The sequence below is a fragment of the Nonomuraea sp. 10N515B genome (assembly GCF_052245915.1).
Taxonomy (GTDB): Bacteria; Actinomycetota; Actinomycetes; order Streptosporangiales; family Streptosporangiaceae; genus Nonomuraea.
In genome coordinates this window covers 335,508-359,376 of the sequence record NZ_JBQQBQ010000004.1, presented here as the reverse complement: position 1 = coordinate 359,376, position 23,869 = coordinate 335,508, and the positions used below count along the sequence as shown (strand labels likewise).

The window sequence follows — 23,869 nt, the reverse complement described above, 5'->3', positions numbered from 1 at the left end:
TGAGACCCGTCTTGTGCTCCCAGCGTGTGCGGACGGCCCATGGCTCACCCCGGTTCCACGAGGTACGACTCGGCGACCAGGCAATTGGAAAAGGCCACCGCGCGCACCGGTGCCGGCGCACGCAGCGCGGTGGGCGTGGTGGCGGTCATTTCGGCGGCGTTCGGCGCCGTCGCGCCGGTTTCCTTGTCGTGGCTGGCGCCCATGCTGGTGGTCCACCTGGTGTGGACGGCGTTGTTCGTGCGCGTGTGGTGGCGCAATGTGCCGCTGCCCCACTGGCTGGTGGCCGGTGATGTCGCCATCACGGTCGCGTTGTGCTTCGCGCAACGTCATCTCGTCGCCGGCGAGGCGCTCGTCACGGGGTCGAGCTGGGTCGCGGGGACGGTCACGATGACCATCGTCATCGCCGGGATCACCTGGAAACCGAAGGTGGTCGTCCCCGTGGGGCTGGTCGTGGCGGGGGCCTTCGCGGCGGGCGTACGCATCGCCTCTCCCTCCCAGGACGTGGCCGGCACCCTGGGGATCCACCTCGTGCAGTTGCTCGCCATCGTGATGCTGATGACGCTGCTGCGCCGCTCGGCCGCCGCGACCGACTCCTTCCTGGAGCGGAGCGTACGCGCCGACATCTCGCGCATGGTGGAGCGGCTGCGCCGCGAGGACGAGCTGAAGCAGGTCGGCAGCATCCACGAGACCGCGCTGCACACGCTCACGATGGTCGGCCTGGGCACCTACGACGAGCCGTCGCCCACGCTCGAAGCCCAGGTCAGGACCGATCTGGCGGCGCTGGAGAAGCTGCGGGACACCCCGCGTGCCGACTCGGTCCCCATCGCCCTGGACACGCTGCTGGACGAGGTCGCCGGGCGGGCCACCGGCCTGGAGGTGCGCCGGGATCTCACGCCCGAGACGGTGCCGGGCAACGTCGCCGAACGCTTCGCCCGCGCCGTCACCGAGGCCCTGGCGAACATCGCCCTGCACGCCGGCGTCCGCGAGGCCGAGCTGATCTCCCGCAGGCGCGACGGCGAGATCCTGGTGGAGGTCGCCGACGCGGGCCGCGGATTCGACCAGGAGCAGCTGCCGCCCGACCGGTTCGGCGTGCGCGGATCGATCCTCGACATGATGCGCTCCCTGCCGAACGGCGGCGCTGAGATCTCCTCCAGCGCGCAGGGCACCCGCGTGAGCCTGTGGTGGCGGCCATGACGGAAGAGATCGAGCAGGTAGCGCAGCGATACGCCCGCTTCACCGCACTGGGCGCCGCGGTCATCGCGGCCGTGTGGCACCTGGGGTACGACCTCACCGTCACGATCACCGGCTGGTCCGCCTTCCGCTGGCCCTGGCTGGCCTTGGCCGCCTGGACCGCCTACTCCGCGATCTTCGCGATCGCCCTGCGGTCGCTGACGGGCACCTCGCGCGGCCCCGCCAGGATCGGCGAGCTCGCCCTCGCCACGCTGGCCATCGACGTCGCGGTGATCCTGTCGCTCCGCCCCGGCGAACTGCTCGGCATCAGCGACTGGGCGTGGGGCTCCGTCGGCTGGATCGCCGTCATGCTGGTGTGGGGGCGGCCCCGCTGGCGGGCCGAGCTGATCGCCTTCCTCGCCGCCAACGCCGGCATCATGCTGTCGGCCATGATCCTGACCGGGACACTCGACCGCGTGTCCATCTCCAAATACCTGGTGGTCATCGCCGGCGGCGTCACCATGCAACTCGGCTACGCGTGGGGCTGCCGCATGCTGCTGGCCCGCGCCGAGGACGCCGTGGTGCTGGCCCGCCGGCTCGCCGCCGACGACGCCCTGCGCCAGTCCGCCCAGCGCATCCACGCCGACCGGCTGCGCAGGTATGCCGCCATCCGCGACGTGGCCGAGTCACTGCTCCACCAGCTCGGCGACGGCGCCGACCCCGGCGACCCGCGCGTGCGCGAGGACTGCACGGCCGGGGCCATGCGGCTGCGCCGGCTCATCACCGAACGGGAGGACGTACCCGACGAGCTGGTGTCCGCGCTGCGCGAGCGTATCGAGGCGGCCGAGCGGCGCAAGGTCATGGTGACCGCGCCGCCGTTCGGCGACTACCTGCCCGGCCTCCCCGACGGCGTGCGCGAGGATCTCCTCAGGGCGCCCATCCGGGCGCTCGACGGCGCCAGGTCACGGGCGCGGGTCACCGTGTCCGCGATGTCCACCATGGTGAGCGTGGCGGTCGTGGCCGACAACGACGACCTGCCCATCAGCGCCGCACCCGTCCAGGAGCCGAGCGGCGTCGTCGTCACCTATCAGCGGCAGGGAGGGGAGGTATGGGTCAACAGCATCTGGCAAGGCCCGTGACGGTCGCGCTGGTGGAGGACCATCAGGTCGTGGTGGACGGAGTGCGGTCCTGGTTCGCGAGCTCCGGGCCCACGGACCTCTCGCCGAGCCCGGTCGAGCTGGTCGCCCAGGGGCCCACGATCGAGTCGGTCCTCGGCACCGACGCCGACGTGCTGCTGCTCGACCTCAACCTCAACGGCACCATGGTCATCGACCGGGTGGCCGAGCTGTGCCAGGGCGGGCAGCGGGTCATCGTCTTCTCCGAGCATGAGGAGCCGGAGACCGTACGCGCCGTGCTGGACTCGGGCGCTTCGGCGTTCATCGGCAAGGGCCGGGCCACCCGCGAAACCTGCGTCGAGACCATCCTGGAGGTGGCCGCCGACCAGCCCAGCGTGACGCCGCCGATGGCGCAGGCGATCGCGACGGACGAGCGGCCGCACCGGCCTCAGCTGTCGGACAAGGAGCGGGCGGCGTTGCTGTTCTGGTTCCAGTCGATGTCGAAGGCGTCGGTGGCGGCGCGGATGGGGATCAAGGAGCGGACCGTGCGCCAGTACATCGACCGGGCCCGCGTCAAGTACGCCGCGGCCGGCCGACCCGCCCCCACCAAGGAGAAACTCCTGATCTGCGCCATCCAGGACGGGCTCATCCAGCCCGACGAGGTCACCATCTACACGTCCCTGGCCGCCAAGACGCCCCCTGGCCAGGGATGAAAGCTCCTGGGCCTCGGGCCTACCGGCAGGAGGGGGCCGGCAGGACCGGGGTCCAGGTCATTGGTCGAGTTCGGCGGGATCGAATCTGATCGGGAACGGGATCTTCAAGTCCGCGACGGCACCGGCCTTGTAGGCGGTCGGCGTGTCATAGGTGCCGCCATTGAGCTCGTAGACGTAAAGGGTCGGCCCTTCCTCCGGCTCGATGCGCCAGTAGGTGGGGATGCCTGCCTTGGCATACGCAAAGGCCTTGAGAGCCTCGTCCCGATCCCTGGTGCTAGAGCTGCCGACCTCCACAGCGAGCAGCATGTCGCGCGGCGTGAACATGAGCCCCACGGTCTTCACCGAACTTCTGGGCACGACGACGACATCAGGTATGTAGTAGTCCTTGTCGGTAACCCGCAGGTTGACATTGGTCAAGGTCACCAGATGGGGCGGTGCTGCGCGTTGGAGAATAAGCAGGACATTCGTGATGGCTAGCTGGTGTGGGGGAGTAGGGGCAGGGCTCACCAGTAGGCTCCCGTTGAAGAGCTCGTAGCGGTTCCCGTCGTCGGGGAACTTGAGCAGGTCGTCGACCGTGTACGGCGGCTTGCCGAAAGGAATCTTGGCCGGTTCGATCGTTGCCATTGCGGTCACCCACTCAGTATCGGGAACCTCGCCCTCGCCCACATGCTACTTCCCCAAATTCCGTCACTCTAAGTTGTCGTGCCATTACCATTACCTCTCGCGGGGAATTGAAACTTCACCCCGTTCGCCGCGGCTCGGGAAAGCCCTTTCCGCTGCTCATCCCGCCATTGACCTGGCCTGCCATGGTCTCGCGCAACGCCCCAAGTCGCACTCAACCGCTGGGCGCTGCGCGCCCTGGCCGTGCTGACGTCCATGGCGATGATCTTCGCTGTCCCCCTCGCCGACACCGCCTCCGCGCACGGGTCGGTCACCGACCCGGCCTCCCGCAACTACGGATGCTGGCTGCGCTGGGGCAACGACTTCCAGAACCCCACCATGCAGCAGCGGGAGCCGATGTGCTGGCAGGCGTGGCAGGACAACAACGCCCTCACCACGCCGCTCGGGTGGAACCACCTGGAGCTGGTCCGTGAGACCGGCAGGTACGCCGCCAGCGACACGTACATGATCAACGGGCTGAGCAAGGGGTCGCGCACTGGCCGCCACGTGATCTACACGATCGGGAAGGCCTCGCACATGGACCAGACGTACTACTTCTGCAGCGACGTCAACTTCACCTGAGCCTGACTGACGTGGTGTCTCCGCCGGGCGCCGCCCTCGTGTGCGCGCCCGGCGGAGCGCTATGGGCGAGGTGCGTCAGGAAGGAGGGTGCCGAGCGGGCCGAGGTCGAGGTTGAGCTCGTCCTCCGTGATGCCGAAGCGGTCCTTGAGGTCGGTCATGGCCTGGTCGAGGCGCATGAGGGCGAGGCCGAGCGCCTCGGCCTGCGCCCCGGTGAGGTCGCCCTCGTCCACGCGGCGCAGGGCCTGACGTTCCATGAGCTGGCGGATCAGCTCGACCAAGGTCAGCACCAGGCAGACGAGGTCGTGCTCGACCTGGTCGGGGTCGGTTTCCAGGCGGCGGGTCATGCCGGCTCCGCGCGGACGGAGGTGATCAGGGCACGCAGGGAGACGCGCACGAGGTCGACCTCCGCGATGGAGATCACCAGGTCACCGCTCAGCACGACGCCGCCGGCCAGCAGCCGGTCGAGCAGATCGACGAGCGCCACCTCCCGCTGGACGAGCTCCGCGGTCATGCCCACTCCTCCCCGTCGATCGTGGTGAAGGAGTAGGCGGGCCACGGGCCGGTCACCTCGACGCGCATGTCGTCCCACCGGGCGGCCAGATCGGCCGCGGCCTCCGTGAAGGCGTGGGGGTCCTCGATCAGGTACGCCGCGTTGAGAACCATCACGCCGTCGTGCCCCGACAGCCGGCGATCCTGGAGACGATGCCGGTGGCTGGCGATCGCGTGAGGCGCCAGCCGCGCGTGCACTTGCTCGGCCCGGCCCGCCAGCGCCTGGGTCGCGTCCTCGCGCCGGCGGCGCTGAGCGCTGCGCCGCCGCAGGTATGCCACACCAGGGCCGGGCCGTTGCGCGGGGGAGAACGCGCCCTCAGGCGCGGCCGGTGGCGACAGGCCGGCCTGGTGGTCGTTGGCGGGTGAGCCGGTGGGGGCGGTGCCGTACACCTTGACGCCCCACTCCGAGCGGCCCGCCACCCTCGACAGGGCCCGCTCGATTCCACCCCGCCGCTCCTCCAGCAGCTCCCTGACCCGGCGGTCGTCATGGAAGACCGTGGCCAGCCGCACCGGCGCGGTGGGGCCGCGGCCGGCGACCGTCCGCACCACCGCGTCGTGCGCGCGGGCGATCGCCTCCAGCCACGCCAGGTCCTCGAGGTTCTCGCGGAGCGCCCGCTCGCCGTACTCCGGCAGCGGCACCGTGCTGACCACCGCCGTCAGCCCGGAGTGCTCGACCACGCGAACCCGGCTGCCGGACACTCCGGCCACCTCGCCGGCCACCGGATCGCGTGCGTTGGTGACGGCGTACAGGTAGACGGCGGTGTCAGTCATGCGGATCCCTCCCCGGCGTCCGCTCCAGCTCGGCGAGCCGAGCGCGCAGCTCGCGGTTTTCCGCCAGGACGTCCCCGCGGGCGCGGGAGGACAGCGACGGGTCGTGTTCCCACCAGTCGATGCCCAGCTCCTTCGCCCGGTCCACCGAGGCGACCAGGAGGCGGATCTTGATGGTGAGCAGCTCGATGTCCAGCAGGTTCACCCGGACGTCGCCGACGACGACGATCCCCTTGTCGAGGACGCGTTCCAGGATGTCGGCCAGGTTGGCGGGGTCGCTGCGGGCCGGCTCGGCGGCGGGTCCGGAGCGTACCCAGGAGATGTCGGCCACGACCTCACCTCCTCGGCGCCCGCAGCAGCCGGTCCAGCAGCTCCTCCTCCCGCGCGGCCGCCTCCTCCTCGGAGATCTCACCGGCGGCCAGGTCGGCTGCCACGTCCTCCAACTCGCGCCTGATCCGGACCGGGTCGTAGAGCTGTTCCTCCGCGCGGTCGCACAGGAACTCCGCCATCCGGATGACCGCGAACGCGGGCGCGAGCGGCCACGTCACCAGGCCCGAGATCACGACTGCCGCCCTTGCAGCGAGCCCACGAAGTCGTACGGAGGCAACGGGCCGACGAGGCGCAGCCGCACGCGGCCCGCCCACTGCCGGCCGAGCTCCTCGATCGCCTGCTCGAACCCGTCCTCCTGCCCCTGCTCGACCAGGAACGCCAGGTTCGCCACCTCGTCCTCCCTGGCGGGCGGGCGCGGCGCCACTTGCTCGGCGTACGGGGACAGCGCGGCCGTCAGCCGATCGCTGTCGCCGGCCTGTTTGCGGGCCATGGCCCGGGCGATGACCTCGCCGAGTCGCAGGCGCTCGTCGTGGCTGGACTCTTCGGGCACCCCGCGGATCCGCTCCCGAAGCTCCAGCACCGCGGGCTCCTCGCGCAGCACCTCCAGGTAGGCGGAGTCGTTCTCGTATCGGCCCTTCACGACCAGCTCGACCCGCCCCCGGATCTGCTCCAGGTCCGCGAGGAACGCGTCCTGATTGGTGGCGAGCAACTCCTCGGCGATCTCCTGCGGTCCCGTCATGGCCGCGCCGAAGCGGAACGGCAGCACGGGGACGCGACGGCGGGCCAGGTCCTCCAGCACCCGCTCGTGGGAGAGCAGGTCGTCGCGGGTGCCGAGCGGGCGGTCCGCCGGCAGGTCGCTGACCAGGGCGCCGCACCGGTCGTGCGTCACCAGTGTCACGGGGGCGCCGCCGATCCCGGTCACCGGAGCCGGAAGGGTTGTGGTGCTGTGGGTGACACCGTAGATGTACTTGCTCGTCATGACTTTTCACCATCCGTCTCGACGGTCACGCCTTTGACGACGACCTGCGTCTCCTTCTGCGCGGCTGGGCCGACGGGGAGAGCTCCGTGGCGTACGTCGACGGAGATCTCCTCTCCGCGGATGTCGAGCCGTTCGATGGCCTGCGCGTACCGCAGGTACGTTTCGACGCTGGCCACCACGACCCGCGCCTGGATGGTGAGGACTTCTATGCCGATCAGTGAAACCTGAACGAATGCGTCGATCACGAGCCCTTTGTCGAGAATGAGCTCGACGACGTCACCCAGGCCGCTGGAGCCGGAGCGCTCAACGACAGCCGGGGTTGACATGATTTCTCCCTCCTTTGACGCCGTGATGTGAATTTCACCCTGTGTCAGTCCTTGGTCGGCGTCTATGTCGTTTGACCTATTCGTCGAAACCGGCGACATCGGATGACAATCTCAGCTTTTCGGTCGCGGTCGTCGAAACTTTCACCGGTCTCACACAGGCGCCGGGAGGTCGTTTCCGCTGCTCGCCTCCATTGGAGGGGGATCGGCGGCAGCACAGATGGGCGTTGACATGGATCCGGTATTTGTGCGGATTTATGCAGTCAGATACCGTCCTCGACGGGAGCGCTCCGATCACCGGACCCCCGGCTGAACACGGAGCCAGCCGCCCGCCGGACGACCCTCGCGCGTCCGGCGGTCGGCGCCGTGTGCGGCGGCAGGGGCGCTATGTGCGGCGTCGTGCGTCGAGGGACAGGTTCGCAGCGCTGTTACCTGGGGTAGTGGGTGGTTCATGAGTTTCCCCGACTTCACCTCGACGCAGATCGATCCCCGCGCCCGCGGCAAAGAGCTCGGCACACACCGGCGGGAGGCGATCGTCGCCAACCTCGCCGGCTACTCCGACCTGTTCGCCGTCGCGGGCGCCAGCGCCACGCAGGTCCGGACGTGGGGCGAGCAGGCGCTCGACCGCGCCGCCGACTGGGCGCCGCACTTGGCGGAGGAGATCGCCGGGATCGCGTCCGGCGCCGGGCTGGAGCCGTGGCAGGTGGCCGTGGTCAACGCCCGCACCGAGATCCTGGCCGCCATCGACGCGGTCGGCGAGGGGGAGTGCTCCACGTCTGTCGTGCTGCCGGGGCCCCGTACGGTGCAGACCTGGGACTGGCACGACCACCTGCGTGACGCGCCCATGTTGTGGGAGCTGGAGAGCAGTCCCGGGCACGTGGTGCGCACCTTCACGGAGGCCGGGGCGCTGGCCAAGATCGGGGTCAACACGGCCGGGCTCGGCATCCACTTCAACATCCTGCGCCACGAGTCCGACAACGACGATCTCGGCGTGCCGGTGCACCTGATCGCCCGCAGGATCCTGGAGGACGCCGCCACCGTCGAGGACGCCATTGCCGTCGCCTACTCCGCGCAGGTTTCCGCCTCCACCGTCATCACCGCCGTGACCTCGGACGACGCCGCCTCGATCGAGATCTCCCCGGCCGGGGTCGGCGTCATCGAGCCCGAGAGCGGCGTGCTGCAACACTGCAACCACTTCCTCAACTCCCACCTTGCGGCGGGGGAGCGGCACGCCACCGACCGGCCCAGCACCTACGCCAGGCTCCAGCACCTGGAGGCCAATACCGAAGACCTGAGCAGCGACGACCACACCACGCGGGCGCTGGCCATGCTCAGCCACGGCCCCGACGCGCCCGTCTGCGCCCACCCCGACCTGACGCAGCCGATCAACCAGCGGTGGGAGACCGTCGCCACGATCGCGCTCGACGTGCCCGGCGGGCGGCTGCGGGTGCACAAGGGCGGGCCCTGCCAGGTCACGGAGGAGACCTGGCAGACCTTCTGAGCCGGCCCTGGAATCGGCTCAGTGGAAGGCGGGGATCCCGGTCAGCGCCTTGCCCAGGACCAGCGTGTGGATCTCCGAGGTGCCCTCGTAGGTCAGGACCGACTCGAGGTTCACGGCGTGCCTGATCACCGGGTATTCGAGGGTGATGCCGCTCGCGCCGAGCAACGTGCGGCAGGTCCTGGCGATCTCGAGGGCCTCGCGCACGTTGTTCAGCTTGCCGGCGCTCACCTGCTCAGGCGTGAGCGTGCCCGCCTCCTTCAGCCGCCCGAGGTGCACGGCGAGCAGCAGGCCCTTGCCCAGCTCCAGCGCCATGTCGGCGAGCTTCTCCTGGGTGAGCTGGTACGACGTCAGCGGCCTGGCGAACACCTCACGGTCACCCGCGTAGGCGAGGGCCGTCTCCAGGCAGTCGAGCGCCGCCCCCATCGCGCCGAACACGATCCCGAACCTGGCCTCGTTCAGGCAGCCCAGCGGCCCGGACAGGCCGCGCGCGCCCGGCAGCACGGCCGCGTCAGGGAGTCTCACCCCGTCCAGCACCAGTTCGCTCGTCACGCTCGCGCGCAGCGACACCTTGCGCTTGATGTCGTGGGCGGTGAAGCCGGGCGTGCCCGCCGGGACCAGGAACCCCCTGATCCCCTCATCCGTGCGCGCCCACACCACGGCCACGTCCGCGACCGAGCCGTTGGTGATCCACATCTTGGTGCCGTTGAGCACCCAGTCGCCGCCCTCGCGCTTGGCCGTGGTCCGCATGCCGCCCGGGTCGGAGCCGAAGTCCGGCTCGGTCAGGCCGAAGCAGCCGATGCGCTCGCCGGCCGCCATCGCGGGCAGCCACTCCTGCTTCTGCTCCTCGCTGCCGTACGTCCAGATCGCGTACATCGCGAGCGAGCCCTGCACCGACACCAGGCTGCGCAGGCCTGAGTCGGCCGCCTCCAGCTCCAGGCAGGCCAGCCCGTACGCGACCGCGCCGAGGCCGGCGCAGCCGTACCCCTCCAGGTGCATGCCGAGCGCGCCGATCTCGCCGAGGGCGCGGGCCAGCTCGCGGGCCGGCAGCTCGCCGCTGTCGAACCAGCCGGCGACGTGCGGCCGGATCTCGCGGTCGCACACCTTCCTGACCGTGGTCCTGATCTCGCGTTCCTCGTCGGTGAGCAGCGTGTCCAGGGCGAACAGCGCGGTCGGGGCGATCATCGTAACGGCCTCCCATATTTTGGATCCAATATTGAAAATCCAATATGGCACAGCTAGGGTGCGTTGACCATGGACGTTCTCAATCTCATCGGTGGTCGCTGGGTCGACGGGGAAGGCGAGGAGTTCGCCGACACCAACCTGGGTGCGGCGGACATCGTGGACCGCGAGTGGCTCATGTCGCACATCAACTCCGAGCCGGCGGGGACGTTCCGGTACGTGCCGTTCGGCGGGACCAAGCAGAGCTATCTCGGGGCGCTGGCGTGACAGCGGCGCTGTCGGGGCTGCTGGTGGCGGATTTCAGCCGGGTGCTGGCCGGGCCCTACGCCACCATGCTGCTGGCCGACCTCGGGGCCGACGTGGTCAAGGTGGAGCGGGCCGGGGCCGGGGACGACACCCGCGCCTGGGGGCCGCCGTACGGGCCCGGGGGCGAGGCCACGTACTTCCTCGGGGTCAACCGCAACAAGCGCTCGATCGCGCTCGACCTGCGGGCCGACGTGGAGGTGGCGCGGGCCCTGGCGGCCCGCGCGGACGTGCTCGTGGAGAACTTCCGGCCGGGGACGATGGAGCGGCTCGGGCTCGGGTACGACGCGCTGCGCGAGCTGAACCCGGGGCTCATCTACTGCTCGATCACCGGGTTCGGGTCCGGGGCCGGGGCCGGGCTGCCCGGGTACGACCTGATCGCGCAGGCGGTGGGCGGGCTGATGAGCGTCACCGGCGAGCCCGGCGGGCCGGGGACGAAGGCGGGCGTGGCGCTGGTGGACGTGATCACCGGCCTGCACGCCGCCCTCGGCATCCTGGCCGCCCTGCACCACCGCGAACGGACCGGACAAGGCGGCCGCGTCCTCGACGGCGGCGGGCACCCGCCGGGTCGCGGCGAAGGCCAGCGTGTCGAAGTCTCGCTCCTGTCCTCACTCCTGTCCGCGCTCACCAACCATTCCTCCGCCTACGCGGCGGCCGGAGTCGTGCCGCGGGCCATGGGCAATCGGCATCCGAGCGTCGTCCCGTACGAGGTGTTCGAGACCGCCGACCGCCCGCTGGTGATCGCGGCCGGTAACGACCGGCTGTTCCAGGCCCTCTGCGCGACGCTGGGCCGTGAGGACCTCGCGCGGGACACCCGCTACGCCACCAACGCCGCCCGGGTCGCCGCCCGCGAGGCGCTGGTCGCCGAGCTGAACGCCGCGCTCAGGGAACGTCCGGCCGATGAGTGGTTCGAGCTGCTCACCGCCGCCGGAGTGCCCTGCGGACCGATCAACGACCTGGCCGCGGCCTTCGCCCTCGCCGAGGACCTCGGCCTGGAGCCCGCCGTGGAGGTGGGCGGCGTGGGCCAGGTGGCCAACCCGATCCGGCTCAGTGCCACCCCGCCCTGCTACCGCCGCCCGCCCCCGGCTCTCGGTGAGGACCAGGGATGGCTTCGTGAGATATTGGGGCCGTGAGCCCGGACGAAGCACGACGCAGGCCGCCGACGGCCCAGCAGTTCGTGCTGGGCGAGCTGCGCCGCGCCATCACGACTGGCCGCCTGCGCCCCGGCACGCCCATCCGGCAGGACGCCTTGGCAGAGGAGCTCCAGGTCAGCCGTGTCCCGCTGCGCGAGGCCCTCAAGACGCTCGAGGGCGAGGGCCTGGTCACCTACAAAGCTCACAAGGGTTATTGCGTCGCGGCGCTATCGCTCGACGACCTGCGCGAGGTCTATCGCATCCGCGAGCTGCTGGAAGAGGAGGCCGTGCGGCGCGCCGTCGACCGCCTCACCGACGCCGACCTCGACCGGCTCGAGGCGGCCCAGGACGAGGTCGAGCAGGCCGCCGAGGCAGGCGACGTCCTGGCCATGGCCACCGCCAATCGCCTGTTCCACATGACGGTGTTCGACTGCGCCGGCATGCCGCGGCTGGCCCGCCTGATCAGGACGCTCTGGGACACGACGGACGCCTACCGGTCGATGTACTACGGAGACGCCGGCAACCGGGAGCGAGTGATCAAGGAACATCGCGCCACCCTGGACGCCCTGCGCCGGCGCGCCGCCGACGAGGCCGTCGCGACGCTCAACGTCCACCGCGACCACGCGGTCACCGAGCTGGAGTCCCTTCTTCCCCCGGCTCCGTGAGGGGCAGGGCGCAGATCGGCTCGCCCTTCTGGTCGAGCAGTTCCACGCTGGTCTCCTTCTTGTGGCTCGGCGCCCACGCCAGTGCCTGCAGGCCGTGCTCCGGGACCATGATGGTCCGGCCCTCGAGCCTGACGGCGCCCACCTCCGCCGACAACCGCACGACGCCGTACGCCACCCACCTGGCCGGCCACGGAAACCACCGGCCCGCGTTGATGTCGGAACGGGCCGTGCCGTCCGCCCGGCCGTGCCCGTTGAGCAGGGCGGCCGCCGGGCTCGGGGCCAGCAGGTCGTCGGCGGGTCCCGCGGCGGTGCTGGTGCCGTCGCGCAGGGTCCAGCGGCCGCCGCGGCTCTGCGACAGGATCCAGACGTCGAGCCAGAACAGTCCGACGTCGTCGAGCCGGGCGAAGGCCGTCGCGGCGAGTCGGTCGCCCACGTAGAGGGACAGCGGCGAGAAACGGTGCCGTCCGCCGAGAGTCTCCGGCAGAACCTTCGGCAGTCCGTGAGCTATGAGTCGCCGGGTCTCGGTCGCGGGAGTGTACCCAGGATGGTGAGTACGATCCACGCGCTCATCGTACTCTCCGGCTCAGTTCGCGCACCTGTCGCGGCAGCCGCCGAACCGTGCCGTGTCGGGCTTCGTGAACGCCGTCCCCGGGAGGCCGCTCAGCGCCGCCGTCATGGACTCCTTCCAGATGGGGCCGGGGATCGACGTGCCCTCAACACGTTCGTAGCGGCGGCCGCCGAGGGTGACGTCGACCAGCCTCTGGTCGAGCGCGCCCCTGCCAGGGACGCCGAGCGCGACGGCGGAGGCCAGGTCAGGGCTGTATCCGGCGTACCAGGCCGCGGTGTAGTTGTCGGAGGCGCCCGCCATGCCCGCCGCGTCCCGGCCGAGGCCCTTGAGCGGACTGCGGGCCAGCCCGTCCGCGAGCACGTTCGTCACCGCGTCCGCGACCGCCGGGTCCAGCACGTCGCGGCAGCGTGGAGGAAAGGACCGCAGGACCTTCGAACCGTCGCTGACCTCGGCGACCGCCCTGGGCTCGCACTGCTTGCCGCGGGCGGCGAGTGTGGCATAGGTGCCGGCGGCCGTCACCGGGTCCACCTCGTTGACGCCCAGCGAGAAGGTCTCGTACTCCGTCACCTTCTGCCCGTCCGGGCGGGCCAGGCCGAGCCGACGGGCCATGGTCACGCTCTCGCACAAGCCGACCTCTTCCGTCAGCCGGACGAAGAACGTGTTGTCGGCGGCCCAGGTGCCCGACCGCAGGGTCGTGAAGTCGCTGTGATCCCGTTTCGCGTTGAAGACCGAATGAACGGGTTCGGCGACATTCTCTCCCTTGCAGTTCTTGAACGCGCTGGACGAGGGCGCGCGGTACGCGGCCGCATAGGGGAAGCCGTCCTCGAAGCGCAGCCCGCGTTCCAGCGCGGCGGCCAGCGTGTAGACCATCGCCGTGGACCCCTGCTGGTAGGCGAGCGCGCCCACCTTGTCGACCAGCGGGCGGTTGGTGGCCATCGCCCTGATGTCGCCCGTGCCCGGGACGACCATGGCCAGCGCGGCGATCGGCTTGTCGTCCGATCGCACGCGACGGTCGATGGCCTGCTGGGCGGACTGCTGCAGCCGCCGGTCGACCGTCGTCCTGATGGTCAGGCCGCCGCGCGCCAGCAAGTGCTCGTCCGCCGCGAGCAGCTCGTCGCGCACCCGCAGGCACAGATAGGAGACCCGGCTGCTCACGCAGTCGCCGTTGAACTCCTCCAAGACGGCGCCGGAGACGTCCACCAGCACGCTCTTGCCCACGACCGTGGGCTGGATCGGCAAACGGTCGCGGACCGGCCGCTGCTCGTCCCCGCCGTCGCGGAGCACCAGAAACCCCGCGACCAGTAAACCCGCTGCAGCGACGACGCCTGCGGCAATCCGTAACCCGTTCACCGGCACGCGGGAATTCTAGGGCCTGCCGGTGGGGCGGCGGTGGAGGAGATCGAACTTCGCCCACATGGCCTCCGCCGCCTCGATCGAGGCGCCCGTACGGACCGGATCCACGGCCGCCAGCTGCGTGACCAGTGCCTGCGCGACCGCCATCCCGGCCGTCAGCGAGGGGAAGAACGCCTCACTCTCGGCCGGCACCATGACCACTTCCTCGGCCGCGCTCGCCAGGGCGGGGCTGGCCGCGTCCGTCAGCGCGAACACCCGCACCCCACGCGAGCGGGCCTCGTTGGCGGCCAGCACGGTGTTCTCGTACAGGCGCCAGAAGCTGATGGCGATCAGCACGTCACCGGAGCGCATGGTGGCCATCGTGTTGGCCAGCTCGGCGTCGCCCGTGGTCACCGCCGTGACGGGGTAGCCCGCGAGGCCGGCGTTGTGCGCCAGGGCCAGGCCGACGGCGGCGTAACTGCCCTCGGCGAGGATCACCGTGCGCCGGGCGGTGGCCATCGCCTCGGCGATCGTGAGCAGCACCGCCTCGTCCACCCGCCGGTTGAGCAGGGCGAGGCTGTCGAGGTCGCGGCGGAGTGACCGGGAGCTGGGCGAGCCGGTGCCGCGGTGCTCGGCGGCGACCTGGCCCGCGCTGAGCGAGGACAGGTAGCGGGCCCGCAACTCCTGCTGGAGCGCCGGCCAGCCGGCGAACCCGAGCGCCTGCGCCGTGCGGGTCACGGTCGCCACGTTGACGCCCGCGACCTGGGCCAGCTCCGCCGCCGATCCGAACGACGCGCGCCGCGGCTGCGACAGCAGCACCTGGAGCACCGCGGCCGCCTTGCCGCGCAGGCCGCGCTCCGGCGTCCGGGCGCCGAGCCAGTCCTCGAAGCTGTCGGTCAACGCATCCTTCTCTCCGCCGAGCTGCCGGCCGGGAACATGCTACGTGCTCGTAACACGATCGGATTGCAAAGATTATTGCAAATCGTGGAATCTGCACTGTATGTTGCTTCGAAATCGGTCGAAAGGGTGTGTTCGATGACCTTGTTGGCCCGGCTGGACCGGCTCCCCCTGAGCCGGCCGCACTATCTCCTCCTTCTGATCGGCGGCCTCGGCTACACGTTCGACGGCATGGACTCGGCCGTGGTCGCCTTCCTGCTGCCGAGCGCGCAGGAAGCCTGGGGCCTGAACAACGGCCAGCTGGGTCTGATCGGGTCCGCGACCCCGTTCGGGTTCCTCTTCGGCGCGGCCATCGCCGGGCTGCTCGGCGACCGCATCGGCCGCAAGAAGGTCATGATGTACGCGCTCGCGTTCTATGCCGTCTTCTCCGTGGTGGCCGCGTTCGCGCCCAACTACGAGGTGTTCCTGGCGAGCCGGGTGCTGGCCGGAGCCGGCGCGGGCGCGGAGAGTGCGATCATCGCGCCGTTCCTCTCGGAGTTCGTGCCGGCCAACCGGCGTGGGTGGTTCATCGGCGCGCTGGCCGGGTTCTTCTCCTTCGGGTTCGTCATGGCCGCGTTGATCGGGCGGTTCGTGGTGCCGACGATGGAGGACGGCTGGCGGGTGGCGCAGGTGATCACCGCGCTGCCGATCGTGATGTTGTTGTGGTGGCGCCGATCATTGCCGGAGTCACCACGGTTCCTGCTGCAACACGGCCGGGTGGACGAGGCCGAGGCGGTGGTGGCCGACCTCGAGCGCCGCGTCGAGCGGGCCACGGGCCGTCCGCTGCCGCCGGTGCCCGAATCCGCCACGCCGCCCGCGACCAGCACTCCCAAGGTGAACCTGCTCAGCGCGCTGCGCTACCTGTGGAGCCCGGTCATGGCCAAGCGGACCGCCGTCATCTGGCTGATCTGGTTCGTGATCACGTTCTCGTACTACGGGTTCTTCTCCTGGATTCCGACGCTGCTCGTGCAGCGCGGCATCACGGTGACGAAGAGCTTCGAGTTCTCGATCATCATTTATCTGGCGCAGGTCCCTGGCTATTTCTCGGCGGCCTGGTTGTCGGAGCGGCTGGACCGCAAGAACACGATCGCGCTCTACCTGTCCGGGTCCGCGGTCAGCGCGTTCTGGCTGTCGCAGATGGACTCGCCGGTCACGATCACGCTGGCGGGCGCGGTGTTGTCGTTCTTCCTCAACGGCACGTACGCGGGCGTCTACTCCTACACGCCCGAGGTGTTCCCCACCTGGATCCGCGCCACGGGGACCGGGCTGTCGAGTGCGTTCGGGCGGGTGGGCAGCATCCTCGCACCGACGATCATCGGCCTTTCCGCCGCCAGCCTGGGCTTCGCGGGGGTGTTCGGGCTGACCACGGCGGTCCTGGTGGCGGGCGTCATCTGCGTGGTGGTGTTCGGTCTGTCCACGGCCGGGCGATCGCTGGAAGAGCTGACCGAGCCGGCCAAGGAGAGTGCCAAGTGACAGCACTGGGGGAACTGGAAACACGGGTGCGGAAGGAGCTGGGTGTGCGGCTCTTCACTGTGCTGGCCTGGGTGCCGGAACGGTGGGCGCTGCGCCGCGTCCACACGAGCCACCCTGCTGAATACCCCATCGGCGGGGAGAAGACCGTGGAGGTCGCGCAGGGCTGGCTGGCCACGTGCATCGAGGGACGCAAGCCGTTCTTCGGACCGGACCGGGCGGCGGTGCGAGAGGTGTTCGCCGATCATGAGCTGATCGAGAGCCTGGGCTGCGGGTCCATCATCAACGTGCCGGTGGTCGAGGGAAGCCAGGTCCTGGGAGTGCTCAACATCCTCGACGCCGAGGGCGCCTACGACGAGGGGTCGGTCGCCGTGGCCGAGTCCCTCGCGCCGCTCGCGGCGCCCGCCCTGCGCGGGGGTGGGCGATGAACCTGTTGCTGCGGAACGCCTTGGTGCTTGACGTCGGCACGGGCGACTACGCCGAGGGGGACCTGCGGTGCGCGGACGGCCGCGTCGTCGAGGCGGGTCCCGGGCTGCGGGCGCCGTCGGACGTCCGGGTGCTCGACGTGGCGGGCGCGTACGTCGTGCCCGGGCTGATCGACGCGCACGTGCACGTCACGGCCCTGACCGCCGACCTCGGTGCGCTCGGCCGCATGTCCCCGTCGTACGTGGCCGCGCACAGCGCCAGAATCATGGGCGAAATGCTCGGCCGCGGCTTCACCACGGTCCGCGACGTGTCCGGCGCCGACCACGGGCTGGCCGACGCGCAGGCGGAAGGGCTGATCCGGGGGCCGCGGCTGCTGTTCTGCGGCAAAGGGCTGAGCCAGACCGGCGGCCACGCCGACTTCCGCGGCCGCGGCGAGCACGTGAGCGACGACCACCCGTGTTGCGCGGGCGTAGGGCGGGTCGCGGACGGTGTCGACGCGGTCCGCGTGGCCGCCCGCGACGAGCTGCGCAAGGGCGCCCACCACATCAAGGTCATGGCGTCCGGCGGGGTGGCCTCGCCGACCGATCGCATCGACTCGACCCAATACTCGATGGAGGAGCTGCGCGCGGCCGTCGAGGAGGCCGGGGCCGCCAGCCGGTATGTGGCCGCGCACGCCTACACCGCCCGCGCCGTCAACCGGGCTCTGGAGGCTGGGGTGCGCTCCATCGAGCACGGCAACCTGATCGACGACCGCAGCGTGGAGTTGTTCCGCGAGCACGATGCGTTCCTGGTGCCGACGCTGGTGACGTACTGGGCGCTGAAGGATGAGGGCCGGGCGTTCGGGCTTTCTGAGTCGAGCTGGCGCAAGGTCGACGAGGTGCTCGAGGCCGGGCTGGTCGCGCTGGAGCGGGCCGCGCGGGGCGGGGTGCGGCTGGCGTACGGGACGGACCTGCTCGGCGGCATGCAGCGGCACCAGAACCACGAGTTCCGCCTGCGACGGGAGGTGCAGGAGCCGATCGACGTGCTGCGGGCCGCCACGGCCGGCGCGGCCGAGCTGGCCGGGATGACGGGCGAGATCGGCACGCTGGCGGTCGGCGCGCACGCCGACCTGCTGGTGCTCGACGGCGACCCCTTGGAGGACATCGGCGTGCTGGCCGACCCGAAGCACATCCGCCACGTCGTCCAGGCGGGCGCGGTCGTGTCGTAGGACGAGCCCCCGGCACCCGGGCGGGCGTACCGTTTGTTGCGTGACGTCGCTGACGCGGACCGCTCTTGTGATCGTCGCGGTGGTGTTCCTGCTGCTCGGACTGCTGTGGTTGTTCCAGCGGCAGCTGATCTACCTGCCTGACCGGTCCTCTGTGCCGCCGGCCGGGAAGGTCATCCCGGGCGCGCGGGACGTCTCGCTCACGACGGGCGACGGGCTGCGCCTGGGCGCCTGGTACGTGCCCGGCGACCGCGACGTGACCGTGCTGATCGCGGGCGGGAACGCGGGCAACCGGCTGCACCGTGCGCCGCTGGCCAGGGCGCTGGCGGCGCACGGGCTGCCGGTGCTGCTCATGGACTACCGCGGCTACGGCGGCAACCCGGGCACCCCGACCGAGGAGGGCCTGCACCTCGACGTCCGCGCCGCCCGCGCGTTCCTCGGAGACGGGCGGGTGATCTACTTCGGCGAGAGCCTGGGCGCCGGGGTGGTGACCCGGCTGGCGCTGGAGCAGCCGCCGGAGGGGCTGGTGCTGCGCTCGCCCTTCACCGACCTGGCGGCGGCGGGGCAGGCCAACTACCCGTTCCTGCCGGTGCGGCTGCTGCTGCGGGATCGGTACCCGGTGTCGGAGCGGATCGCGGCCGTGCGGGCGCCCACGGTGGTCGTGTACGGCACCCGCGACACGATCGTGCCGGCGCGGCTCAGCAGGGCGGTCGCCGAGGCGGCCGGGGGCCGGGTGACGACCGTGGAGATGACCGGGGCGGGGCACAACGACCTGTCCATGCTGACCGGCGACGAGCTGATCCGCGCGGTGGTGAAGCTGGCCGAGGGGATCTAGGCGAGCGACCGCTGCCTTCCGTGCCATGGCCCGGGGTCAGAGCCAGCTGACCCGCATGCTGGTGGCGGACCCGGCGTCCGGCGGGGTGCCCAGTTCCCCGGTGCGGATGCGCTCCAGCAGCCGGCCGACGGTGTCGACGATCTCCGGAGCCCGGTCACGCAGCCCCGCCACATCCGCCGGCGACACCTCGCTCCGGTCGAATCCGACCTCCTCCAGCACCCCCTCCAGATCGGCCAGCCGCTCACTCAGCCACTTCAACGGCTCGCCGGACAACTCCGTGTCGAACACCCGCGGCCCCGGCTCCCACCCGTCGATGGACGGGTGATGATGGGTGCGATTGAAGCTCCCCGGCGGGCTGTCGACCGACTCCAGCAGGTCGATGCGCCAGAGCGGCCGATCCACGGTGATCGGCCGGGCAGAGTAGATGGAACCCTTCAACTCACCGGCTTCGAGCCGGCGGATCTCCAGCCGCACGCCTCGCTCGGCGCTCTCCTGCCCCGGGATCGGGTCGGGGTCGACGAAGTAGATGTCGCTCACGGCCACGCCGATCCGCTCGAAGCCGAAGAGGTAAAGCACGGATACCACGTCCTTCGCAGGTCTCGGTGGGAGGCTCTCCCCAACGTAACCCGGCAGGCCCGGCTGGTGAACGGCTGCCTCCCTTCACGGAGGTGGCACGATCCTGAAGTCCTCCGTCACCTGACGGGTCATATCGTGAAATATTGACCTTGGAGGCGCTTGTGTTCTGGTGTGCACCCCGGTCTTCAAAACCGGTGGACGGCGCGCGGCGTCGTCGGCGGGTTCGATTCCCGTGCGCCTCCGCTCCAGGTTCCCCTAGGACACGAGGCCGCCATGGGCGATGATCCGCGCCGCCGGATCCCGCGTACCGACACCGTCCTGGCCGACCCCCGGGTGGTCGAGGCGGCCAGGGGCGCAGGCCGGGCCGTCGCCAAGGCCGCGGTCGTCGCCGCGCAGCAGCGGGCCAGGGAGGGCCGGATCGCGCCCGAGGACGTCGTCGCGGCCACCGTGTCCGCCTTGACCGACGGCCCCCGCCGGGTGATCAACGCCACGGGTGTGCTCGTGCACACCAACCTGGGCCGGGCTCCGCTCTCGCCTGCCGCCGTCGAGGCGATGAGCACGGTGGCCGGGTGCACGGACGTCGAGTTCGACCTGGTGACGGGGGAGCGGGCGCGGCGCGGGCGGGCGGCGCTGGCCGCACTGGCGGCGGCCGTTCCTGACGCGGAGGACGTGCACGTCGTCAACAACAACGCGGCGGCGCTGGTGCTGGCGGCGACCGCGCTGGCGGCCAGGCGGGAGATCGTCGTCAGCCGCGGCGAGATGGTGGAGATCGGGGACGGATTTCGCCTCCCCGACCTGCTCGAATCCACGGGCGCTCGGCTGCGCGAGGTCGGGACCACCAACCGCACCCATGCCCGCGACTACGCCGACGCCATCGGCGACGGAACCGGGTTCGTGCTGAAGGTCCACCCGTCCAACTTCCGCGTCGAGGGCTTCACCGCCGCCGCCTCCGTCGCCGAGCTGAGCACGCTGCCGGTGCCCGTGGTGGTCGACGTCGGCTCGGGGCTGCTCGCCCCGGACCCGCTGCTCCCGGACGAGCCCGACGTCGGCACGGCGCTGCGCGATGGCGCCGCGCTGGTGACGGCCAGCGGCGACAAGCTGCTCGGCGGGCCGCAGGCAGGGCTGATCCTGGGCCGCGCCGACCTGGTGCGGCGCCTGCGCCGCCATCCGCTCGCTCGCGCCTTGCGCGTGGACAAGCTGACCCTCGCCGCCCTGGAGGCGACGCTCCGCTCGGACCCTCCGGTACGGCTCGCGCTGCACGCCGACCTCGACCGGCTACGCCGCCGTGCCCACCGCCTGGCCGCGCTCCTGTGCACGGGCGATCGGCAGGATGGCCGCGAGCCAGGCGGGGCGGGGCGGGTGGCGTGTGAGGTGGTCGAGAGCGTGGCCGTCGTGGGCGGCGGGGGAGCACCCGGCCACGAGTTGCCGAGTGTCGCGCTCGCCCTGCCCGAACGGCTGGCGCTCCCGCTCCGCCTGGGCGCCCCCGCCGTGGTCGGCCGGGTGGCAGGCGGCCGGCTCCTCCTCGACCTGCGCTCCGTGCCGCCCGAACTGGACGAGGAGCTGGCGGAGGCGGTGCGCGCATGTACGTGATCGCCACGGCCGGGCACGTCGACCACGGCAAGTCCACGTTGGTCCGCGCGCTCACCGGCATCGAACCCGACCGGTGGGCCGAGGAACGCCGCCGCGGCATGACCATCGACCTCGGCTTCGCCTGGACCACGCTGCCGTCGGGCCGCTGCCTGGCCTTCGTGGACGTGCCGGGGCACGAGCGGTTCGTCACGAACATGCTGGCCGGGCTCGGCCCGGTGCCGGCCGTGATGTTCGTCCTGGCCGCCGACCAAGGCTGGCAAGCTCAGTCCCAGGAGCACTGGGAGGCGATCGAGGCGCTCGGCGTGGAGCGGGGCCTACTGGTGGTCACCCGGTGCGACCTCATGGATCCCGCGCTGGCGGTGGAGGAGGCCCGCGAGCGGATCCCCTCCTGGCCCGTCGTCACGGTGAGCGGCGCCACGGGCGAAGGGCTCGCCGACCTGCGCCGCGGGCTCGACCTGCTGGTCTCCTCCCTCCCGCCGCCCGACCCCCGGGCGCCGGTGCGGCTGTGGATCGACCGGGCCTTCACGATCACGGGCGCGGGCACGGTGGTCACCGGCACGCTCGCCGCCGGCACGCTGCGGGCCGGTGACACCCTCGTCCTGGACGGCGAACGGGTACGGGTCAAGGCGGTGCAGGTCACGGGCGAGCCGGTGGACGAGGTCACGGCCACCGCCCGCGTCGCGGTCAACCTGCGCGGCGTCGAACGCGACCGCGTGCTCCGCGGCACGACGCTGCTCACGCCCGACGCCTGGATCGAGACCGGCGTGGTGGACGCGCGACTGGACGGCTGGCCGCCGCCGCGTGAGGCCGTCCTGCACATGGGGTCGGCCTCCGTGCCGGTACGCATCCGCCCCTTCTCCGATCGCACGAGGGCCGCGCGGCTGACACTGGCGCGGGCGCTCCCGCTGCGGGTCGGTGACCGGGCCCTGCTGCGCTGTTCAGGGCGGCCGATCACGAGCGTGCTGGTGCTCGACGTGCGGCCACCGGAGCTGCGCCGCCGAGGCGCGGCCGCGGAACGGGCCGCACAGCTCGCGCCTTTCGCCGTCCCCGCCGCGCAGCTCGCGCCCTTCGCCGTCCCCGAGCACCACGGCGGCCAGGCACGTGAGCCGGCGAGCCGGGTGCCCGATGCGGCCACCGTGCTGAGCTGGCGCGGGGTGGTGCGGCGGTCCGAGCTGGCCGCGATGGGGTGCGATCCGGCCGGGCTCGACGTGCCCGGCGCCGGGGACTGGATGGTCGACCCCGCGTCCTGGGCGAGCCTGGCGGAGCGGCTCAGGGCGGTCGTGGCCGAACAGCCGGGCATCCCGGTGGACGCCGCGCGCACCGTGCTCGGCCTCCCGGCGCGGGACCTGGTCGAGGCGCTGGTCGAGAGCTGCCCGCCGCTGCACGTGTCCGATGGCCGCATCGACGGCGAGGGCGTGCCCGCGGACGTCGTCGGCGCCGTCGAGCGGCTGCGTGCCGAGCTGGCCGGGGCGCCGTACCTCGCGCCGGAGGCGGCGCGGCTGCCCGAGCTCGGCCTCGGCAGGCGGGCGGTCGCGCTGGCCGCGCGGGCCGGAATGGTGTTGCGCCTCGCCGACGGTGTGGTGCTCCTGCCCGGCGCCGACACCGAGGCGGCACGGCTGCTGGCGAAGCTGCCGCAGCCGTTCACGGCGAGCGACGCGCGGGCCGCGCTCCAGACCAACCGGCGGGTCGTGATCCCGCTGCTGGAGCACCTCGACAGGCTCCATCTCACCCGCAGGATCGACGACCGGCTGAGGGTCGTCGTGGACAGGGAGCGGCACGATGACTGAGCGGGTGAAGGTCGGGGTCGTGCTGCCGAGGCCGTCGGACGATCCGGGGGAGTGGCTGTCCGACGCGGTGGCGTTCGAGGCGGCCGGGGCCGACGCCCTGTGGGTGGAGCACGGTGCGGCGCCGTCACTCGATCCGCTCACGCTGACCGCCGCCCTCGCCGCGCTGACCTACCGATCGATCCTGGTCGTGGCCGTGCCCCACACACCCGCGCCGCAGGTGCTGGCGACGGTGGAGCGCTTGAGCCGCGGACGGCTCGCTCTCATCGCCGGTGCCGAGGCGGACGGGGAGAGCCGCGTGCGGCGCAGCGGCGACGGCGCGTACGAAGAGGACGGGGCAGGGCGGTGGGTGTCCGCCGCCGTGCCGACCGGGCGGGCCGCCTGGCGGGAGACGCTGCGCCTGGCGGCCGAACGCGGCGATCACGGCGTGCTGGTGCCGGCCGATGCGAGACTGCTCGACCTCTTGCGCAACCCCGAGGATCCGGGCGGCCGCCACGACCTTCAACTGGCCCAGGGCTAGACGCGCAGGGAGTCAGATCATACGGTGAACAAAAGGTTGGTACCCAAAGCTTCAGCTGAGGGGAGTTCCGGCCATGGAGGTCAGCCGGCGGCAGTTCCTGAGCATCGGACCGGCAGGGGTGCTCGGCGGCTCCGCCCTGGGGTTCGACCTGACCGAGTCGATCAGGGTCAAGCAGCGGCTGCGCATCGAAGGCGCGACCCTCTCGCACTCGCTCTGCCCGTACTGCGCGGTCGGGTGCTCGCTCATCGCCCACACCAAGAAGGCCGCGAACGGCAAGACGGAGCTGCTGCAGATCGAGGGCGACCCGGACAGCCCGGTCAACGAGGGCACGCTGTGCCCGAAGGGCGCGACGTCGCTGCAGCTGGCCATCTCGCGCAGGCGGGTGCCGCACCCGCTCTACCGCGCGCCGGGAGCGGCGGAGTGGAAACAGGTCTCCTGGGAGTTCGCGCTCGACCGGCTCGCCAGGAACATCAAGGCCTCGCGTGACGCCACGTTCGTCACCCAGGACGCCGACGGCAACGTCGTCAACCGCTGCGAGGGCGTCGCCTTCGCCGGCGGGGCGGCGTTCAGCTCGGAAGAGGGTTATCTCGCCACGAAGCTGATGAGGGGGTTGGGCCTGGTTCACCTCGAACAACAGGCCCGTGTTTGACACGGTCCC

The 23,869-nt window shown here is 71.4% G+C and carries 29 protein-coding genes and 1 tRNA gene; 17 read left to right on the top strand and 13 right to left on the bottom strand.

The features are described from left to right. Positions 1–39 precede the first annotated feature (39 nt). Genes ACTWQA_RS08190 through ACTWQA_RS08180 form a run of 3 tightly spaced genes read left to right on the top strand, consistent with a single transcriptional unit; the run spans position 40 to position 2,998 of the window. The gene (locus ACTWQA_RS08190; protein ID WP_443158657.1) at positions 40–1,194 is read left to right on the top strand and encodes a sensor histidine kinase; all 1,155 of its coding nucleotides are present in this window, start codon (positions 40–42) and stop codon (positions 1,192–1,194) included. Beyond that, on the top strand, positions 1,191–2,309 hold the full coding sequence (locus tag ACTWQA_RS08185; RefSeq protein ID WP_443158656.1) for a hypothetical protein: 1,119 nt from the start codon (positions 1,191–1,193) through the stop codon (positions 2,307–2,309). The genes ACTWQA_RS08190 and ACTWQA_RS08185 overlap by 4 nt, the downstream gene beginning before the upstream one ends. Continuing rightward, complete coding sequence (locus ACTWQA_RS08180) at positions 2,279–2,998, top strand: DNA-binding response regulator (protein WP_443158655.1); 720 nt, start codon at positions 2,279–2,281, stop codon at positions 2,996–2,998. Before ACTWQA_RS08185 ends, ACTWQA_RS08180 begins: the two co-directional genes overlap by 31 nt. Positions 2,999–3,055: 57 nt before the next feature. Here ACTWQA_RS08180 and ACTWQA_RS08175 read toward each other — a convergent pair whose 3' ends face one another. Then, positions 3,056–3,622, bottom strand: a complete 567-nt coding sequence (locus ACTWQA_RS08175; protein WP_443158654.1) for a Uma2 family endonuclease — start codon at positions 3,620–3,622, stop codon at positions 3,056–3,058. 252 nt (positions 3,623–3,874) lie between these two features. Here ACTWQA_RS08175 and ACTWQA_RS08170 point away from each other — a divergent pair, with 252 nt between their 5' ends. Beyond that, a complete protein-coding gene (locus ACTWQA_RS08170) occupies positions 3,875–4,240 on the top strand; it encodes a lytic polysaccharide monooxygenase (RefSeq protein ID WP_443158653.1) in 366 nt (121 codons plus the stop codon). A 59-nt stretch (positions 4,241–4,299) separates the two neighbouring features. Here ACTWQA_RS08170 and ACTWQA_RS08165 read toward each other — a convergent pair whose 3' ends face one another. Genes ACTWQA_RS08165 through gvpJ form a run of 7 tightly spaced genes read right to left on the bottom strand, consistent with a single transcriptional unit; the run spans position 4,300 to position 7,291 of the window. Beyond that, positions 4,300–4,584 (bottom strand): gas vesicle protein K, encoded by a 285-nt coding sequence (locus ACTWQA_RS08165; RefSeq protein ID WP_443158652.1) that lies wholly within the window; start codon positions 4,582–4,584, stop codon positions 4,300–4,302. After that, positions 4,581–4,751 (bottom strand): gas vesicle protein, encoded by a 171-nt coding sequence (locus ACTWQA_RS08160; RefSeq protein WP_305915747.1) that lies wholly within the window; start codon positions 4,749–4,751, stop codon positions 4,581–4,583. The genes ACTWQA_RS08165 and ACTWQA_RS08160 overlap by 4 nt, the downstream gene beginning before the upstream one ends. Further along, the gene (locus ACTWQA_RS08155) at positions 4,748–5,560 is read right to left on the bottom strand and encodes a GvpL/GvpF family gas vesicle protein (protein WP_443158651.1); all 813 of its coding nucleotides are present in this window, start codon (positions 5,558–5,560) and stop codon (positions 4,748–4,750) included. Before ACTWQA_RS08155 ends, ACTWQA_RS08160 begins: the two co-directional genes overlap by 4 nt. Beyond that, positions 5,553–5,888 carry a gas vesicle protein gene (locus ACTWQA_RS08150; RefSeq protein ID WP_371825754.1) on the bottom strand — a complete coding sequence of 112 codons (336 nt, stop codon included), beginning with the start codon at positions 5,886–5,888 and terminating at the stop codon, positions 5,553–5,555. Before ACTWQA_RS08150 ends, ACTWQA_RS08155 begins: the two co-directional genes overlap by 8 nt. A 4-nt stretch (positions 5,889–5,892) precedes the next feature. Next, positions 5,893–6,120 carry a gas vesicle protein GvpG gene (locus ACTWQA_RS08145; protein WP_305915749.1) on the bottom strand — a complete coding sequence of 76 codons (228 nt, stop codon included), beginning with the start codon at positions 6,118–6,120 and terminating at the stop codon, positions 5,893–5,895. Then, positions 6,117–6,866, bottom strand: coding sequence for a GvpL/GvpF family gas vesicle protein (locus ACTWQA_RS08140; protein ID WP_443158650.1), 750 nt, complete (start codon positions 6,864–6,866; stop codon positions 6,117–6,119). Before ACTWQA_RS08140 ends, ACTWQA_RS08145 begins: the two co-directional genes overlap by 4 nt. Next, positions 6,863–7,291, bottom strand: a complete 429-nt coding sequence (gene gvpJ / locus ACTWQA_RS08135; protein ID WP_443158649.1) for a gas vesicle protein GvpJ — start codon at positions 7,289–7,291, stop codon at positions 6,863–6,865. The genes ACTWQA_RS08140 and gvpJ overlap by 4 nt, the downstream gene beginning before the upstream one ends. Positions 7,292–7,640: 349 nt before the next feature. Between gvpJ and ACTWQA_RS08130 the strand changes: the two genes are divergently transcribed. Next, positions 7,641–8,690: a C45 family autoproteolytic acyltransferase/hydolase gene (locus ACTWQA_RS08130; protein WP_443158648.1), complete on the top strand. Its 1,050-nt coding sequence runs from the start codon at positions 7,641–7,643 to the stop codon at positions 8,688–8,690. An 18-nt stretch (positions 8,691–8,708) separates the two neighbouring features. Here the strand turns inward: ACTWQA_RS08130 and ACTWQA_RS08125 are convergent, their stop codons facing one another. Further along, positions 8,709–9,872 (bottom strand): acyl-CoA dehydrogenase family protein, encoded by a 1,164-nt coding sequence (locus tag ACTWQA_RS08125; protein ID WP_443158647.1) that lies wholly within the window; start codon positions 9,870–9,872, stop codon positions 8,709–8,711. A 69-nt stretch (positions 9,873–9,941) separates the two neighbouring features. Here ACTWQA_RS08125 and ACTWQA_RS08120 point away from each other — a divergent pair, with 69 nt between their 5' ends. From ACTWQA_RS08120 to ACTWQA_RS08110, 3 genes are read left to right on the top strand one after another with little or no spacing between them, the layout of a single operon-like run. Next, positions 9,942–10,136: a hypothetical protein gene (locus ACTWQA_RS08120; protein ID WP_443158646.1), complete on the top strand. Its 195-nt coding sequence runs from the start codon at positions 9,942–9,944 to the stop codon at positions 10,134–10,136. Next, positions 10,133–11,305 (top strand): CaiB/BaiF CoA transferase family protein, encoded by a 1,173-nt coding sequence (locus tag ACTWQA_RS08115; protein ID WP_443158645.1) that lies wholly within the window; start codon positions 10,133–10,135, stop codon positions 11,303–11,305. The genes ACTWQA_RS08120 and ACTWQA_RS08115 overlap by 4 nt, the downstream gene beginning before the upstream one ends. Further along, the gene (locus ACTWQA_RS08110) at positions 11,302–11,970 is read left to right on the top strand and encodes a GntR family transcriptional regulator (protein ID WP_443158644.1); all 669 of its coding nucleotides are present in this window, start codon (positions 11,302–11,304) and stop codon (positions 11,968–11,970) included. The genes ACTWQA_RS08115 and ACTWQA_RS08110 overlap by 4 nt, the downstream gene beginning before the upstream one ends. Here the strand turns inward: ACTWQA_RS08110 and ACTWQA_RS08105 are convergent. The 3 genes from ACTWQA_RS08105 to ACTWQA_RS08095 are packed head-to-tail and all read right to left on the bottom strand — an operon-like array spanning position 11,933 to position 14,770. After that, the gene (locus tag ACTWQA_RS08105) at positions 11,933–12,532 is read right to left on the bottom strand and encodes a hypothetical protein (protein ID WP_443158643.1); all 600 of its coding nucleotides are present in this window, start codon (positions 12,530–12,532) and stop codon (positions 11,933–11,935) included. The two genes, ACTWQA_RS08110 and ACTWQA_RS08105, sit on opposite strands and share 38 nt — an antisense overlap. Positions 12,533–12,553: 21 nt before the next feature. Further along, complete coding sequence (locus tag ACTWQA_RS08100) at positions 12,554–13,894, bottom strand: hypothetical protein (protein WP_443158642.1); 1,341 nt, start codon at positions 13,892–13,894, stop codon at positions 12,554–12,556. A gap of 9 nt (positions 13,895–13,903) precedes the next feature. Beyond that, on the bottom strand, positions 13,904–14,770 hold the full coding sequence (locus ACTWQA_RS08095; RefSeq protein ID WP_443158641.1) for a MurR/RpiR family transcriptional regulator: 867 nt from the start codon (positions 14,768–14,770) through the stop codon (positions 13,904–13,906). A gap of 135 nt (positions 14,771–14,905) precedes the next feature. Between ACTWQA_RS08095 and ACTWQA_RS08090 the strand changes: the two genes are divergently transcribed. The 4 genes from ACTWQA_RS08090 to ACTWQA_RS08075 are packed head-to-tail and all read left to right on the top strand — an operon-like array spanning position 14,906 to position 18,741. Further along, complete coding sequence (locus tag ACTWQA_RS08090) at positions 14,906–16,279, top strand: MFS transporter (protein WP_443158640.1); 1,374 nt, start codon at positions 14,906–14,908, stop codon at positions 16,277–16,279. Beyond that, positions 16,276–16,704 (top strand): GAF domain-containing protein, encoded by a 429-nt coding sequence (locus ACTWQA_RS08085; protein WP_443158639.1) that lies wholly within the window; start codon positions 16,276–16,278, stop codon positions 16,702–16,704. The genes ACTWQA_RS08090 and ACTWQA_RS08085 overlap by 4 nt, the downstream gene beginning before the upstream one ends. Continuing rightward, a complete protein-coding gene (locus ACTWQA_RS08080) occupies positions 16,701–17,909 on the top strand; it encodes an amidohydrolase family protein (RefSeq protein ID WP_443158638.1) in 1,209 nt (402 codons plus the stop codon). The genes ACTWQA_RS08085 and ACTWQA_RS08080 overlap by 4 nt, the downstream gene beginning before the upstream one ends. A gap of 40 nt (positions 17,910–17,949) precedes the next feature. Next, entirely contained in the window at positions 17,950–18,741 is a 792-nt protein-coding gene (locus tag ACTWQA_RS08075) for an alpha/beta hydrolase (protein WP_443158637.1), read from the top strand. Between the two features lie 36 nt (positions 18,742–18,777). On the opposite strand, the gene ACTWQA_RS08070 is transcribed toward ACTWQA_RS08075, so the two are convergent. Next, entirely contained in the window at positions 18,778–19,317 is a 540-nt protein-coding gene (locus tag ACTWQA_RS08070) for a hypothetical protein (protein WP_443158636.1), read from the bottom strand. 151 nt (positions 19,318–19,468) lie between these two features. Here ACTWQA_RS08070 and ACTWQA_RS08065 point away from each other — a divergent pair. From ACTWQA_RS08065 to ACTWQA_RS08045, 5 genes are all read left to right on the top strand, one after another. Then, positions 19,469–19,565: transfer RNA gene (locus ACTWQA_RS08065), tRNA-Sec, on the top strand. Positions 19,566–19,590: 25 nt separating this feature from the next. Next, positions 19,591–20,907 carry an L-seryl-tRNA(Sec) selenium transferase gene (gene selA / locus ACTWQA_RS08060; RefSeq protein WP_443158635.1) on the top strand — a complete coding sequence of 439 codons (1,317 nt, stop codon included), beginning with the start codon at positions 19,591–19,593 and terminating at the stop codon, positions 20,905–20,907. After that, positions 20,898–22,694 carry a SelB domain-containing protein gene (locus ACTWQA_RS08055; RefSeq protein ID WP_443158634.1) on the top strand — a complete coding sequence of 599 codons (1,797 nt, stop codon included), beginning with the start codon at positions 20,898–20,900 and terminating at the stop codon, positions 22,692–22,694. Before selA ends, ACTWQA_RS08055 begins: the two co-directional genes overlap by 10 nt. Beyond that, the gene (locus ACTWQA_RS08050; protein ID WP_443158633.1) at positions 22,687–23,211 is read left to right on the top strand and encodes a hypothetical protein; all 525 of its coding nucleotides are present in this window, start codon (positions 22,687–22,689) and stop codon (positions 23,209–23,211) included. Before ACTWQA_RS08055 ends, ACTWQA_RS08050 begins: the two co-directional genes overlap by 8 nt. Before the next feature lie 73 nt (positions 23,212–23,284). After that, complete coding sequence (locus ACTWQA_RS08045; RefSeq protein WP_305915768.1) at positions 23,285–23,860, top strand: hypothetical protein; 576 nt, start codon at positions 23,285–23,287, stop codon at positions 23,858–23,860. The last annotated feature ends 9 nt before the right edge of the window (positions 23,861–23,869 follow it).

Excerpts from the sequence above, each read along its gene's own strand:
- ACTWQA_RS08160 (WP_305915747.1), bottom strand. The coding sequence starts at position 4,751 with ATGACCGCGGAGCTCGTCCAGCGGGAGGTGGCGCTCGTCGATCTGCTC.
- ACTWQA_RS08055 (WP_443158634.1), top strand. The coding sequence starts at position 20,898 with ATGTACGTGATCGCCACGGCCGGGCACGTCGACCACGGCAAGTCCACG.
- gvpJ (WP_443158649.1), bottom strand. The coding sequence starts at position 7,291 with ATGTCGCCGGTTTCGACGAATAGGTCAAACGACATAGACGCCGACCAA.
- selA (WP_443158635.1), top strand. The coding sequence starts at position 19,591 with ATGGGCGATGATCCGCGCCGCCGGATCCCGCGTACCGACACCGTCCTG.
- ACTWQA_RS08140 (WP_443158650.1), bottom strand. The coding sequence starts at position 6,866 with ATGACGAGCAAGTACATCTACGGTGTCACCCACAGCACCACAACCCTT.
- ACTWQA_RS08155 (WP_443158651.1), bottom strand. The coding sequence starts at position 5,560 with ATGACTGACACCGCCGTCTACCTGTACGCCGTCACCAACGCACGCGAT.
- ACTWQA_RS08090 (WP_443158640.1), top strand. The coding sequence starts at position 14,906 with ATGACCTTGTTGGCCCGGCTGGACCGGCTCCCCCTGAGCCGGCCGCAC.
- ACTWQA_RS08185 (WP_443158656.1), top strand. The coding sequence starts at position 1,191 with ATGACGGAAGAGATCGAGCAGGTAGCGCAGCGATACGCCCGCTTCACC.
- ACTWQA_RS08045 (WP_305915768.1), top strand. The coding sequence starts at position 23,285 with ATGGAGGTCAGCCGGCGGCAGTTCCTGAGCATCGGACCGGCAGGGGTG.
- ACTWQA_RS08120 (WP_443158646.1), top strand. The coding sequence starts at position 9,942 with ATGGACGTTCTCAATCTCATCGGTGGTCGCTGGGTCGACGGGGAAGGC.
- ACTWQA_RS08170 (WP_443158653.1), top strand. The coding sequence starts at position 3,875 with ATGGCGATGATCTTCGCTGTCCCCCTCGCCGACACCGCCTCCGCGCAC.
- ACTWQA_RS08130 (WP_443158648.1), top strand. The coding sequence starts at position 7,641 with ATGAGTTTCCCCGACTTCACCTCGACGCAGATCGATCCCCGCGCCCGC.
- ACTWQA_RS08180 (WP_443158655.1), top strand. The coding sequence starts at position 2,279 with ATGGGTCAACAGCATCTGGCAAGGCCCGTGACGGTCGCGCTGGTGGAG.
- ACTWQA_RS08050 (WP_443158633.1), top strand. The coding sequence starts at position 22,687 with ATGACTGAGCGGGTGAAGGTCGGGGTCGTGCTGCCGAGGCCGTCGGAC.
- ACTWQA_RS08190 (WP_443158657.1), top strand. The coding sequence starts at position 40 with ATGGCTCACCCCGGTTCCACGAGGTACGACTCGGCGACCAGGCAATTG.
- ACTWQA_RS08125 (WP_443158647.1), bottom strand. The coding sequence starts at position 9,872 with ATGATCGCCCCGACCGCGCTGTTCGCCCTGGACACGCTGCTCACCGAC.
- ACTWQA_RS08080 (WP_443158638.1), top strand. The coding sequence starts at position 16,701 with ATGAACCTGTTGCTGCGGAACGCCTTGGTGCTTGACGTCGGCACGGGC.
- ACTWQA_RS08175 (WP_443158654.1), bottom strand. The coding sequence starts at position 3,622 with ATGGCAACGATCGAACCGGCCAAGATTCCTTTCGGCAAGCCGCCGTAC.
- ACTWQA_RS08165 (WP_443158652.1), bottom strand. The coding sequence starts at position 4,584 with ATGACCCGCCGCCTGGAAACCGACCCCGACCAGGTCGAGCACGACCTC.